General features: G+C 60.5%; 12 protein-coding genes. 5 read left to right on the forward strand and 7 right to left on the reverse strand.

The window, feature by feature from the left end; translation table 11 throughout:
- Positions 1-801 carry a helix-turn-helix transcriptional regulator gene (locus tag FIV03_RS01150; protein WP_152508382.1) on the reverse strand — a complete coding sequence of 267 codons (801 nt, stop codon included), beginning with the start codon at positions 799-801 and terminating at the stop codon, positions 1-3.
- 129 nt (positions 802-930) lie between these two features.
- On the opposite strand from FIV03_RS01150, the gene FIV03_RS01155 reads away from it, so the two are divergent.
- The gene (locus FIV03_RS01155) at positions 931-1,908 is read left to right on the forward strand and encodes a threonine dehydratase (protein ID WP_152508383.1); all 978 of its coding nucleotides are present in this window, start codon (positions 931-933) and stop codon (positions 1,906-1,908) included.
- Positions 1,909-1,964: 56 nt separating this feature from the next.
- On the opposite strand, the gene FIV03_RS01160 is transcribed toward FIV03_RS01155, so the two are convergent.
- Entirely contained in the window at positions 1,965-2,663 is a 699-nt protein-coding gene (locus FIV03_RS01160; protein WP_152508384.1) for a type 1 glutamine amidotransferase, read from the reverse strand.
- 155 nt (positions 2,664-2,818) lie between these two features.
- Here FIV03_RS01160 and FIV03_RS01165 point away from each other — a divergent pair, with 155 nt between their 5' ends.
- Positions 2,819-3,736, forward strand: coding sequence for a DMT family transporter (locus tag FIV03_RS01165; RefSeq protein WP_023002111.1), 918 nt, complete (start codon positions 2,819-2,821; stop codon positions 3,734-3,736).
- Positions 3,737-3,775: 39 nt separating this feature from the next.
- Here FIV03_RS01165 and FIV03_RS01170 read toward each other — a convergent pair whose 3' ends face one another.
- Together FIV03_RS01170 and FIV03_RS01175 are read right to left on the reverse strand one after the other, a co-directional pair.
- Positions 3,776-4,666 carry a LysR substrate-binding domain-containing protein gene (locus tag FIV03_RS01170; protein ID WP_023002112.1) on the reverse strand — a complete coding sequence of 297 codons (891 nt, stop codon included), beginning with the start codon at positions 4,664-4,666 and terminating at the stop codon, positions 3,776-3,778.
- 171 nt (positions 4,667-4,837) lie between these two features.
- Positions 4,838-5,713, reverse strand: a complete 876-nt coding sequence (locus FIV03_RS01175; protein WP_152508385.1) for a LysR substrate-binding domain-containing protein — start codon at positions 5,711-5,713, stop codon at positions 4,838-4,840.
- Positions 5,714-5,976: 263 nt separating this feature from the next.
- On the opposite strand from FIV03_RS01175, the gene FIV03_RS01180 reads away from it, so the two are divergent.
- Positions 5,977-6,291, forward strand: a complete 315-nt coding sequence (locus tag FIV03_RS01180) for a DUF1127 domain-containing protein (RefSeq protein ID WP_173013741.1) — start codon at positions 5,977-5,979, stop codon at positions 6,289-6,291.
- A 126-nt stretch (positions 6,292-6,417) separates the two neighbouring features.
- Here FIV03_RS01180 and FIV03_RS01185 read toward each other — a convergent pair whose 3' ends face one another.
- From FIV03_RS01185 to FIV03_RS01195, 3 genes are all read right to left on the reverse strand, one after another.
- Positions 6,418-7,191 carry a DUF937 domain-containing protein gene (locus tag FIV03_RS01185; RefSeq protein ID WP_152508387.1) on the reverse strand — a complete coding sequence of 258 codons (774 nt, stop codon included), beginning with the start codon at positions 7,189-7,191 and terminating at the stop codon, positions 6,418-6,420.
- Positions 7,192-7,337: 146 nt separating this feature from the next.
- Positions 7,338-8,711 (reverse strand): glutamate--cysteine ligase, encoded by a 1,374-nt coding sequence (locus FIV03_RS01190; RefSeq protein ID WP_023002115.1) that lies wholly within the window; start codon positions 8,709-8,711, stop codon positions 7,338-7,340.
- 352 nt (positions 8,712-9,063) lie between these two features.
- A complete protein-coding gene (locus FIV03_RS01195) occupies positions 9,064-9,822 on the reverse strand; it encodes a 16S rRNA (uracil(1498)-N(3))-methyltransferase (RefSeq protein WP_152508388.1) in 759 nt (252 codons plus the stop codon).
- A 198-nt stretch (positions 9,823-10,020) separates the two neighbouring features.
- Here FIV03_RS01195 and xseA point away from each other — a divergent pair, with 198 nt between their 5' ends.
- Positions 10,021-11,583 (forward strand): exodeoxyribonuclease VII large subunit, encoded by a 1,563-nt coding sequence (xseA, locus tag FIV03_RS01200; RefSeq protein ID WP_152508389.1) that lies wholly within the window; start codon positions 10,021-10,023, stop codon positions 11,581-11,583.
- 120 nt (positions 11,584-11,703) lie between these two features.
- Complete coding sequence (locus tag FIV03_RS01205) at positions 11,704-12,300, forward strand: DUF805 domain-containing protein (protein ID WP_152508390.1); 597 nt, start codon at positions 11,704-11,706, stop codon at positions 12,298-12,300.
- The last annotated feature ends 70 nt before the right edge of the window (positions 12,301-12,370 follow it).

The following is a 12,370-nucleotide window of genomic DNA, read 5'->3' on the forward strand; positions in this document are numbered from 1 at the left end:
TCACCGATCCGGGCGCGCGAACCTGGAGGGACTGACCCCGAGGCGCGTCCGGAAACTCGCCGTCATGTGGCTTTGCGAGGAAAAGCCCGACCTGAGCGCGATTTCCGAAAGCGGCTTGCCGGTGGAAACGATAAGCGCCCGGGCGCGCTGCAGCCGTCGGCTGACGATATAGTCGTAGGGCGACTGCCCACAGTAAGCCGAGAAGGCACGACTCAGGAAGCTGGCCGAAACGCCGATTTCCTGCGCCAGAACGGCAACGGACAGATTTGACCCGAGATCGGCCTCGATCCTGTCCGCCACTTTCCGAAACCGGTTGCCTGTCATCCATCTGGCAGCCTTGCCAGGGCGCTGCGGCTTCAGCCCCGCCTCTGCAAGTGCGTTGATGCACGCTTCGGTTTCCAGATGATCCAGAGGCGTATCCGACAACATCCACTTGCGCAGTCTACCTGCGGCCATGGAAGCAGACTTCGACAGGATGTTGGTGCGGTACCCCCCTTCCGTCAGACGGATTTCGCGACCGCTGACCAGAAGATATTCACCGCCCATTTCTGACCGGGAGCGGATGTCGCAACCGCTGGGTGTCAAAGCCAGCGTGTTGGGCAAGCGAACGAAATCTTCCCGCCTGTCCGAAGCGATGGCATGGCTGCCCGATTGACAGTCAAACGCAAAGCCGATGGAGCCCGTCTCTGCCACGAAACCGACATCGTAACCGGCGGCCGGCAAAAGGCGGAGCCCATATCCGGCCATCTCCCGATGGATGGGCACAGATCCAGGCTGGGTATGAACAGTGTCCGTTTGCATGGCGCGCAAACCTGACGCAGGAACAGGGGCCGCGCAAGTCCGAATAGGTTCAGGATCCTGAAAGACTGTGCGGGCCACGCGGATATACTCGCGGCCGACCAACACCAGAAACCGGACCTGACCACGCCCATGACCGCTCTCTTCACCCTGGACGACCTTGAAGCCGCTTTTCCGATCGTGCGCCAGCTTGTGCCGGAAACCCCAAGTTATGCCTGGCCACTGCTGAAGGAGCGGTTCGGTCTGGAAATCGCGGTCAAACACGAGAACCACACGCCGATCGGCGCCTTCAAGGCGCGCAGCTCCATCGTCTACATCCAGAAACATATTGAAGAACACGGCCGCCCCTGCGGCGTCGTTACGGCCACCCGCGGAAACCACGGTCAGTCCATGGCACTGGCCGCCCGAACGCTTGGCCTGCCCGCCACCATCGTGGTGCCGGAAGGAAATGCGGAGGGCAAGAACCGGGCGATGAAGGCCTTTGGTGCTGATCTCGTGATCGACGGTCGCGACTTCGACATTTCCCGGCGCACTGCCGAGCGGCTGGCCAGTGAAAGCGGTTTCCTGATGGTGCCGAGCTTTCACAGGAACATTGTCCTTGGCGTTGCGACCTACGCGCTGGAATTTTTCAGGGCGCATGACGATCTCGACGTGGTCTATGTCCCCGTTGGCATGGGTTCCGGCGCCTGCGGACTGATCACGGTGCGCGACCTTCTGGGGCTTAAAACCGAGATCGTGCCTGTCGTCACGGAAAACGCCCCCGCCTACAGGCTGTCCGTCGAGGCGGGAAAAATCGTGACCACGGAAACCGCAGCCACGTTCGCCGACGGCATGGCCTGCCGGGAGCCGGTACAGGCAGCGCTTGATATCCTGCAGAACGGCTCCAACCGGATCGCGACGGTCACGGATGACGAAATCTCTGCCGCCATCCGCGTCCTGTTTGCAGATACGCATAATCTTGCCGAAGGTGCAGGTGCTGCCGCCCTCGCCGCATTGATGCAGGATGCGCCGAAGCTTCAAGGCAGGAAGGCCGGTATCATCCTGTCAGGAGGCAACCTGGACGAAACGGCAATGCAGACAGTTCTGTCCGGTGGAACACCGGTGGTCTGAATACCGGGGTGACAATGTCCTGGGACCCAAACCCGGAACCAGAAGTGCGAAAGGTCTCAAAGCAACGACAGCCAGGCCTTTGCAATTGCGGCGCCGGTCTCGTCGGCCTTTGCTGCATGGCGGGCCGCTTCGGTGTCGAAACGGCTGTGCCAGTCCGGCGTGTGCGCGCGAATGTCGTCGCTGAAGGCTTCGGTCCAGTTGCGTACTTCCGGAAGGCCGGTTTCGAAATGGAACTGGATTGCGTAGGTCAAATCGCCCATGCGGAAGGCCTGGACCGGTGTCATGGCGCTGCTCGCCAAAAGCACCGCTCCGTCCGGCAGCGTTACGGTGTCGGAATGCCAGTGGAACTGAGGTGCACCGGCCCCGAGCTTGCCGACCACGGGATCTTCCAGCCCCGCGTCGGTCGGTGTCACGTCGCACCAGCCGAATTCAACCGGCAAGCCCAGAAGGTTCTCTCCACCAAAGGCGCGGGCGATCAGCTGTGAGCCCAGACAAATACCGAGCACAGGCTTGCCGGCATCGTCAAAGGCACGGATCAGATCGCAGACCTTCGGCAGATGCGGGTAGGCTTCATCCGCCAGCGCATCCTGGGCTCCGCCCAGCACGACCAATCCGGCAAACGCATCGGTGGCTTGAGGAAGCGGGTCGCCTTCAATTGCCTTGACGGTGTGCCAGCTGTGACCTTCCTGCGTAGCGACACGACCGAGAATGCCAAGTTCCGTATGCTGATAGTTCTCTACGACGAGAAAATGCATGTTGTCCTCTAACCTGCTCACGAGCCTTACCGCTTCAATTCCGGCAGGACTTTATCCATGCGCAACCTTGATGAAAACATCAAAAACAATCATTTGCATTGAAGTGTCCTGACCGCCAATCTTAGACACAACATCCCATACAGATCGGTTCATTCATGAGCGTTGCATCCCCCAGCCTCCGGCCCGGCTCTGCCGGCTTCAGTGCAACCGACTACGGTCTTTACGCGGCGACGGTTCTTGCCTGGGGCTTCAGCTGGATTGCAATGAAGGGCCAGGTGGCAACGGTCGCGCCTGAAGTGTCTGTCTTCTGGCGCTTTGTGCTGGCAGCGTCGATCATGATGGCGTGGGCACGCTTTCGCGGACACCATCTTGCCTTCGGCCTTCAGGATCACCTGCGGTTTGCCGGACTCGGCGTGTTTCTGTTTTCCACCAACTTCACGCTGTTCTACTACGGCGCGGCCATTTTGCCGTCCGGTTTGCTGGCGGTGATCTTCTCGACCGCCTCGATCTTCAACCTGTTTCTGGGACTGATCCTGTTCGGACAACGGCCAAGCCCGATTGCTCTCGGTGCCGGGCTGCTCGGCTTTCTGGGTATCGGCCTGATGTTCTGGCCGAAACTGGCCGGGGCAGAGTTCAACGACGAAGCTGCCATTGGCCTCGCCATGTGTGTCGGCGGCACGTTGTCCTTCTGCCTTGGCAACATGCTGTCGGCTGACACCCAGCGGCGCGGCATCGGCGTTACACCGGCCACTGCCTGGGGCATGGTCTACGGCATGCTTTTCCTGGGGGTGTTCTCGGCCCTGCGCGGCCAGAGCTTTTCCGTCGAATGGTCCGTGAACTATTTCGGAAGCCTGATCTATCTGGCTGTTGTCGCCTCGGTCATCGCCTTTGCTTCCTACCTGACCCTGCTCGGCCGCATCGGCTCGGCACGGGCAGGCTATGCCACCGTGATGTTCCCGGTGGTCGCTCTCACTCTGTCGACCATTTTCGAAGGATATCAGTGGACGCCAGTGGCCGCCGCCGGTCTGGCCTGTGTCATCGGTGGCAACCTGATGATGCTGCGCGCCCGTTAGGTCCATCCCTGACATGAGATGAAACCGGACGGCGGAGGTTTATTCCGCCGCCAGCTGCGTTGTGCCGCTGCCAACGTTGCCGATGGCTGCCACCAGGTGGTTGCACAACGTATCGTGCATGGTTTCGCGTGCCGTATCCGAACGCAGCAGGGCGATGTCGCAATAGGGCAGCGTCGGAAAGCCGTCCTTCTCGTCCAGAATACGCATGCCGTCTCGAATCGCGCTTTCAGGAAACACCGTCACGGCAAGTCCGGCCTGAACCGCACCGACGAGAGCCGCCGCGCTGGAGCTTGTGTAGGAGACCCGGTAGGGGCGTCCCGACCGGTCGAGCGCATCCATCGAAATCCGGCGCCAGCCACAGGTGACCGGTCCGAGTGCCAACCGGACAACGTCCTGTGTGTGGGCGCAATGTTGGTTAGACGTAACCCAGTAGAGCGGCTCACGGCGAATGATTTCACCGCGCAGATCCATCGTATCCTGGGAGGTCGTGATGGCGACGTCGAGCGTCCCTTCCCGGATCGCATCCGTCAACCGGGCACTGGACAGGCATTCCACCTGCACTTCAATGGAAGGATTGAGCCGGTTGAAGGCTGCCAGCACCTGCGGCAGCAGCCGGTCGGCATAATCGTCCGGCACGCCCAGCTTCACATGGCCGACTTCCTTCTGGCCATTGAAGGCGGACAGGGTCTCGTCGTTCAACATGATCATTCGGCGGGCGAACTCGACCAGCCGCAGGCCGTTTTCCGTCAGCCGGGACTGGCGCCCGTCCTTGATGAAGATCGGCTGACCAACACGCTCTTCCAGCCGCCGCATCTGCATGGAGACTGCCGACTGCGTCTTGTGCACAGCCTCACCAGCCTTGGTGAAGCTTCCCAACTCCGCGATCGCCAAAAACGTTCGAAGTTGGTCGATGTCCAGTGCGTGATGCATGCAAGGACCCTATGAAATGAGCCACAAACCGATGGTGAAATTTGAGATTCGAATTGATTTACTAAAGATACATCACAACTTCTTACACTTCAATCGATATTTGGCCAGCAGGACAAAACAATACTCTAGGTAAGATTTTGAAATCGTTCCGGGAATTCCGTTCGCCTGCAACTATTCGGCCGCGAGCGGAACCGAAAGGTTGTCGAGCGATGAAACAATGTGCTCGACCAGAGCATCCGTGACCCGGGAATTGTTGTGCCAGGACCGCATGATACCGATTTCGCAATCGGGCAATTTCGGGAAACCCTCGGCTTCCGTCAGTACCCGCATGCCGGGCCGAAGCGCAGATTCCGGCAGAACGGAAATGGCAAGCCCGGCAAGGACGGCGGCGCCGACTGCCGTAGAGTTCCAGCTTGAATAAAGCAGGCGATGTTCGCGCATCTGATCGCTGAGCGCATTGATCGCGGCCCGGCGCCAGTCGCAGGTAGCGCGCCCCAGCGCCAGAGGCAGGGGCGACTCGTTTTCCACCGCGTGGCGGGCCGAGACAACCCAGAGCAAAGGTTCACGCCGTACCAGATCAACATTTTTGCGACCGCGCTTCTGTACGTGGGTGATGATGGCGACATCCAGCTCACCCTCGGCGATCATGTCGGCCAGATTGGGTGTCGGCGCGCAGACGACGCTGACCTCCGCCTTGGGGTTGGATCTGGAAAAGCGCGCCAGAATTTCCGGCAGGAACCGATCTGCGTAGTCGTCCGGTGTGCCCAGACGCACGAGCCCGGCTAGTTCCGTGTCATCGAAAGCGGCAAGCGTCTCGTCGTTCAATTGCACAAGCCGGCGCGCGTAGTGAAGCAGACGCTCGCCGTGCTCGGTCAGACGGGACTGCCGGCCAACCCGGACAAAGAGCGGTTTGCCGATCCGCTCCTCCAGGCGGCGCATCTGCATCGACACCGCCGACTGTGTCTTGTGCACATTGTCCGCCGCCTTGGTGAAGCTGCCGCTTTCGGCAATGGCCACAAAGGTCCGGAGCTGATCCAGGTCGAGCATGAGCGCCTCACTGATAAAGGATGCTCATATTTAACATGGCATCCATTTAAAGGGGAAATGATTTCGCGAAGCGACGGCATTGCTTCAATCGAAGCGCTTTGGGAGTTTTCACTTCACAGAAAGTGATAATTTCAATCACAAACATTCGTTGGATTAATAGCAGCAAACAGTCCACATAGGGGATGTTCCACAACAAGCGACGCCAAATCAGGCTCGGAACAGGCAGTCGGAATCCCTCCGTCCGCCAACAGGAGAATTTTGCCATGACACATACAGCAAGCACCCCGTTCTTCGCTCTCTTCGGGCAGATGGTTGCCCGTGTATGGCGTGTGTCCAAAAACCGTCGTCAGTTCGCGGAACTGAATGACTGGTCCGACGAGCAGTTGAAGGACATCGGCCTGACGCGGAGCGACGTTCGACGCGCATTGGCCCAACCGTTCTATACCGATCCGACATCCCTGGTGAACGGATCTTCAGCGCTCCGCGAGACCATCGGCTATAGCGCCGCCAATTCGGCGCAGGACAAGCCGGTGATGACACTCGTGACCGATAGCAAGACCCGCCAGCTGGCGGCCTGACCTTTCGGCTGACCTCCCCTCATTTGCAGCCCCTGTCGGCAAGCCTTGCTGACGAACCTGACCCGCCTCCCCGGCGGGTCTTTTTTTTGCAAAATGCTTTTGGGGCGGCCCAAGCCTGAAGACGTCTCAAACGTCGCGAAAATCCTTGGCGGCCTTTTCGAAGAAACTGTCGAAAGCCTTGAACTGGTTGGACTGGAAATCACGGCCGGCAGACATCCAGCTCGACACCATTTCCTCAAACTCGGACGCATTGCCCTCAGGGCCTTCCGGCTCGTCGTCCGGGGGCAATTCTTCTTCCTGCGGCTCGGGCTCAGGCTCTGGCGCCGCGGGTTTGGTAACGATGCTGGCCGGTTGCAGAAACGCGCCCCAGAAGGATTGCATCGCCTCGGCATAGCCTTGCAGGTAGTCGACCGGGGTCGGCTGCGGTTTCGGCCGGCCTCTGGCAAAGCCGCGCAGATAGGCGTCTAGCAGGTTACGGGCTTCGCCGTGGACAAAGGGCCTGGCGATCTGCCCCATGGCAAGCGTCGCCGCCACGGGCATCATTTCCTGGATGGCGTCGCGCTGAAGGCCTGTGAGGCCGGAAATCTGGCTGGCAAGCGCCTTTTGAACAGCTTCCGGCCCGAAAAAGGGTGTCAGGGCTGCATCGGACGGGCTCTGGAACAGGCCTGCGTAGCCGGCAAAGGGGTTTTGCGCGACTGTGCCAAGCGGCGACGTCTGCCCGAGGAACTCCGAAAAGCCCGGTACCGTGCTGCCGAAGTAGCGGAAACCGTTGAGCGCGGCAGGCAGGAGCTGCTCCATCACCCGGCTAAGGTCTTCATTCGACCAGCCGAAGCGGTTGCGCACATCTTCCGACAAGGAAAAGATGTCGAAGGGAGGAGCTCCCGTCTCGCTGCCAGTCATTTGCGTCGCTCCGCTCACGCTGTTGCAAGGCCTTGAGAAAAAAGACCGATCACAGACAGAGTGACGCTTCGCGGGCCTCAGGTCAATTCAGGCCTTTTGCGGACAGCGCCGGTCGCCCACAACTTGATGCTGCGGGCGGAGCTTGTTCAGTAGGCGTAGTCGCGGAAGACCTGGCTGATATCGCCCTTCCAGGAACCGTTATAGCGCTGCAGCAGAACGTCTGCCGGGCACATGCCGGAGGCGAGTCCTTCCTCGATCGGAGCCAGATGCACGCGCTCGTCCAGATCGCCATCGCTCAGGCGATTGCGACGCTTGAGACCTTCCTGGGACAGGGCAAGCACCTGTTTGGCGACATCCAGAACGGTGCCGGAGCGGAAAGGTGTCTGCAGGGCGGTTTTGGGTACGCCCGCACGAAGAGCCGCGCGTTCTTCCTGGGTCCAGTCCTTGACCAGTTCCCAGGCCTGATCGAGCACGCCCTTGTCGTAAAGCAGGCCGACCCAGAGTGCCGGCAGAGCGCAGATGCGCCGCCACGGACCACCGTCGGCGCCGCGCATCTCGATGTATTTCTTCAGCCGGACATCCGGGAAAAGCGTGGACAGGTGGTTGTTCCAGTCACCGATATTGGGAGTCGCATCCGGAACCTTGCCTTCCAGCGCGCCGTTCATGAACTGGCGGAAAGTGGTGCCAGTAACGTCGTAGTAGGTCGAGCCGCGCTTGACGAAATACATCGGCACATCAATTGCCCATTCCACATAACGCTCGAAGCCGAAGCCTTCCTCGAAAGCGAAGGGCATGTCGCCGGTGCGGTCGTGGTCGGTGTCGGTCCAGATCTGGGCGCGGAAGGATTTGAAGCCGTTCGGCTTGCCTTCCGTGAAGGGTGAATTGGCGAAAATGGCGGTCGCGATCGGCTGCAGAGCCAGGCCGACGCGCATCTTGAGGGCCATATCCGCTTCGGACGAGAAATCGAGGTTCACCTGAATGGTGGAGGTCCGGTACATCATGTCGAGACCAAGCGAGCCGACCTTCGGCATGTAGTTGGTCATGATGTCATAGCGGGATTTGGGCATACGCGGCATGTCGGCACGCGACCACGTCGGGGTCATGCCGATGCCAAGGAAGCCGATGCCGAGCGGTTCGGCCACGCGGCGCACATCGGCAAGGTGCTGGTTGGCTTCGCGGCAGGTCAGGTGCAGGTTGTCGAGCGGTGCGCCAGAAAGTTCGAACTGACCGCCCGGCTCGATGGAAATCGCACCGCCGCCGCGGTCGTCTGCCAGACCGATGATCTTGCCGGCGTCCTCGATCCGCTCCCAGTTGATCAGCTTTTCCATGCCGGTCAGGATGGCCTCGACACCCTTTTCACCACCATAGGGAATTGGCGTCAGTTCGTTCAGGCAGAAGCCGAATTTTTCGTGCTCGGTGCCGATGAGAAACTTCTCTTCCGGCTTACAGCCCTCCTCGAGCGTCGCGGCAAGGTCCGCAACCGTTTCAATCGGGGTGGAGTCGACCGTATCGCGGGCCATGAAAGCGTCCTAAAAACTGCGCGGCCCGTCAGGCTGCCCCCTACAAACCGCAGTGATCCGGCGCGTTCCGGGAGGAACGCTTTTGAGCCTCGGTGATTTAGGTTTCTTGAAACAAGAATGCAAGCAAGGAAACGACACCGAAGTGTGCGTGGTGATCATGCCGGTCCGTTTCAGGAACGCAAGCCGTTCGTCGGGTAATGTGCAACCGGCTTCTGTGACGGCGCCGATCCCAGCTTTGCCCTGATCTCGGGGAAAAGCGAATCCATATCAAACAAGATCCCCTCCCCCAACGCTGTCACGTGATCCTGAACATGAATAACGGTTCCGTGCAGCCGGACAACCGGACAGCCGCCTACCTCCAGTCGCCCACCGTTGCCTGCAGAACCGCCAGGGCCGCGACAGCTGCCGTGTCGGCACGCAGGATGCGTGGGCCCAGGGGAATTGGCGTGACGAAATCGAGACTGCGCAGAAGGGACCGCTCCTCCTCGGAAAAACCGCCTTCCGGCCCGATCAGTATGGCGAGCGGCTTCGGACCGCTTTCCTTCATCTGGGCCAGGGTCAAAAGCGGATTGTTCGTCCCTTCCGCTTCATCGCAGAACAGCAACCTGCGGCCGGGCTGGGCTTCGTTCCAGACCGCAAGCACATCCGCCAGTGGCTGGGGCGCAAGCACTTCCGGCACGGCCAGAACACCGCATTGCTCGGCCGCTTCGATCACGTTTGCTTCCATCCGCTCGAGATTGATTCGGCTGGCCTGAGTATGCTGGGTCAGCACCGGTTTCAGGCTGCCAGCTCCCATCTCCACGGCCTTTTGCACCATATAGTCCAGCCGGGCGTGCTTGAGCGGCGCGAACATATACATCAGGTCATTTGCCGAGGTTTGCTCGCGGGTGCGTTCCATCAGCTGCAAAGTGCAGTCGCGCCGGCCATTGCTGACGATCTTGGCCAGCCATTCACCGTCATTGCCGTTGAAGACAAGCACGTAGTCGCCATCCTTGAGGCGCAGAACGTTCAGCAGATAGTTCGCCTGGCTGCGGTCCGCATCTATGCGTGCGCCATCGGCAAGGATATGTCGCAGGAACAGTCGTTGCATATTGAACTCGTATTTGGCCATGGTGCTTAGGTATGCGCTCGATTGTGAGGGTTTCAAGGCGGTTCGGATGGCTGTGGAAGCTTCCACAGCCTATTCGATTCTTACGCGCCTGCTTAAGCCGTATCTTCTTTTCCCAAGCCTTGGGCAAAGGCGGTCCGCACGGTCCTTGACCCTGCCTCCCCGAACGGCCACTTTCGGGGCAGAAGAGGAATCACCTGCGTGAGCGAAACCCAGTCCAACGTCGCCGAATTCTCCGTCTCCGAAATTTCCTTCTCCATCAAGCGTACGATGGAGGATGCTTTCGGTTACGTGCGCGTGCGCGGTGAACTGGGCAGGATCTCCCGGCCGGGGTCCGGTCACATCTATCTGGACCTGAAGGACGACCGCTCGGTCCTGTCCGGCGTTATCTGGCGCGGGGCAGCCTCCAAGCTGAAGATCCAGCCTGAACAGGGGTTGGAGGTGATCGCCACCGGCAAGATCACCACGTTCCCGGGCCAGTCGAAATACCAGATGGTGATCGACTCCCTGGAACCGGCAGGAGCTGGCGCCCTGATGGCGCTGCTGGAAGAGCGCAAGAAGAAACTTGCCGCGGAAGGCCTCTTCGCCGAGGAGCGCAAGCGCCCACTGCCACCCTTGCCGAGTGTCATTGGCGTGGTCACTTCGCCGACCGGTGCCGTTATCCGCGATATCCTGCACCGGATCGCCGACCGCTTTCCGCTGCATGTGCTGGTCTGGCCGGTCCGCGTCCAGGGCGAGACTTCGGGTGCGGAAGTCGCTAACGGCATTCGCGGCTTCAACGCCCTGCAACCCGGCGGACCGATCCCGCGACCGGACGTCCTGATCGTAGCCCGCGGAGGCGGCAGCATCGAGGACCTGTGGGGCTTCAACGAGGAAGCCGTTGTCCGCGCAGCCGCAGACAGCCAGATCCCGCTGATCTCGGCCGTCGGCCATGAAACCGACTGGACACTGATCGACCTTGCCGCCGACCTGCGAGCCCCGACGCCGACAGGCGCAGCCGAATTTGCCGTGCCGGTGAAAGCCGAGCTGATGGCCATGGTCGACGACCGCTCCCGCAGGCTCAATTCGGGCCTGGTGCGGTTCGTGACCACCCGGCGAACAGAGCTGCGTGCCGCCAGCGCTGCCTTGCCCGCGCCGCAAGACCTTCTCGCCCTGCCGCGCCAGAAATTCGACACGCTGGCCAGCAGCCTGGAACGCGCACTGATCGTGAGCACCAGAACGCACCGGACCCATTACCAGAATTTTGCCGGACGCCTGTCTCCGTTGCTGCTGTCCCGCCTGAGCACGAAAGCCCGGCAGGACCTTGTCCAGGCGAGCGAGCGGAAGCAACGCGCGCTGCAAGTCGCGGTCTCGCAAAAGCGGCATGCGTTCGAGGCCCTGGCCGTGCGGCTGACACCGGCCCGGCTCGCCCAGCAGACGACGCTCGGCACCGAGCGCCTGTCCGGTCTGGGTGACCGGCTTGACCGGGCCTATCTTGCCCGTCTTTCACAGGAAAAGGCGCGCCTCGACGGTTTGCAGAAATTGCTGAAGTCGCTTTCCTACAAGGATGTGCTTGCTCGCGGGTATGCCGTGGTGCGCGACGACAGCGGCCAGCCGGTGCGCTCGGCAGCAGCGATCGCCTCCGGTGCAGCCCTTTCCATCGAACTGGCGGACGGCACGGTTGACGCTGTCGCGCTCAGCGACAGTGCAGGCCCGAAGCCTGCCAAAGTGAAAAAACCGGCGACTGGCAAAGGACCGGCAACCAGCCAGGGCAGCCTGTTCTGAACGAGCAGAAAACCCTCCGCAATTTCACCAAGATTTAACCACGTCCCTTACGTCAATCTTAAGCCGGCTCGCGTAGGGTCACCCTCGTTCTGACAAGAAATTTTCGGACGGGGGATACTCATGCCTGTGCAGCGCAAGCAATTTGGAAAACGTGGACTGGACCTGCAAGGTCAGGGCCAGTGGGGCCCGAGCCAGAACGGCTATTCGGGCAACAATAGCTATGCTTCGAGCGCCGGCGGGTATGCGCGCGCCGGAGGCGCCGCCGTTCAGGTTGCCGGCGACAGCAGTCTCTCCATCATTGATGCGGTGATGCAGTTCCTCGGTTTCTTTTTCAGCTTCAACGGCCGCATCGGCAGGCTCGGCTACTGGGGTATCGGCACATTCAACCTGATCATGATGGTCGCGGTCGTCTTTGCGTATTTCACCGCGATCGAGAACGAGATTCAATACTACGCAAACGCGGACGAATTGCTGGCTAGCGGAAGTGGACTGACCATGTGGTTGCTGATCCTGCCGTTTTCCATTTCGAACCTCTCCGTTCAGGTTCGCCGTTTCCATGACAGGGATGTGTCGGGCTACTGGCTGCTCGTCTGGTTCATCCCGATTGTCGGCAGTCTCTTCGCCCTCTGTCAGGGGTTCGCCAACATGTTCTTCTCCGGCACACAGGGACCCAACCGGTTCGATACGCCGCAGAGCCAGGCTCACATCTTCGATTAACCCGAACCCGGGGCAATTCCCCGGCCAGCAACAAAAAACGCCGCCGGAATGACCTTCCGGCGGCGTTTTT

It is taken from the genome of Labrenzia sp. THAF187b (assembly GCF_009363375.1).
Classification (GTDB): domain Bacteria; phylum Pseudomonadota; class Alphaproteobacteria; order Rhizobiales; family Stappiaceae; genus Roseibium; species Roseibium algicola.

Bases quoted from the DNA above. Each gene is read 5' to 3' on its own strand.
- FIV03_RS01195 (WP_152508388.1), bottom strand. From the start codon at position 9,822: ATGGCCAAATACGAGTTCAATATGCAACGACTGTTCCTGCGACATATC.
- FIV03_RS01180 (WP_173013741.1), top strand. From the start codon at position 5,977: ATGACACATACAGCAAGCACCCCGTTCTTCGCTCTCTTCGGGCAGATG.
- FIV03_RS01160 (WP_152508384.1), bottom strand. From the start codon at position 2,663: ATGCATTTTCTCGTCGTAGAGAACTATCAGCATACGGAACTTGGCATT.
- FIV03_RS01175 (WP_152508385.1), bottom strand. From the start codon at position 5,713: ATGCTCGACCTGGATCAGCTCCGGACCTTTGTGGCCATTGCCGAAAGC.
- FIV03_RS01165 (WP_023002111.1), top strand. From the start codon at position 2,819: ATGAGCGTTGCATCCCCCAGCCTCCGGCCCGGCTCTGCCGGCTTCAGT.
- FIV03_RS01170 (WP_023002112.1), bottom strand. From the start codon at position 4,666: ATGCATCACGCACTGGACATCGACCAACTTCGAACGTTTTTGGCGATC.
- FIV03_RS01190 (WP_023002115.1), bottom strand. From the start codon at position 8,711: ATGGCCCGCGATACGGTCGACTCCACCCCGATTGAAACGGTTGCGGAC.
- FIV03_RS01155 (WP_152508383.1), top strand. From the start codon at position 931: ATGACCGCTCTCTTCACCCTGGACGACCTTGAAGCCGCTTTTCCGATC.
- FIV03_RS01205 (WP_152508390.1), top strand. From the start codon at position 11,704: ATGCCTGTGCAGCGCAAGCAATTTGGAAAACGTGGACTGGACCTGCAA.
- FIV03_RS01185 (WP_152508387.1), bottom strand. From the start codon at position 7,191: ATGACTGGCAGCGAGACGGGAGCTCCTCCCTTCGACATCTTTTCCTTG.
- FIV03_RS01150 (WP_152508382.1), bottom strand. From the start codon at position 801: ATGCAAACGGACACTGTTCATACCCAGCCTGGATCTGTGCCCATCCAT.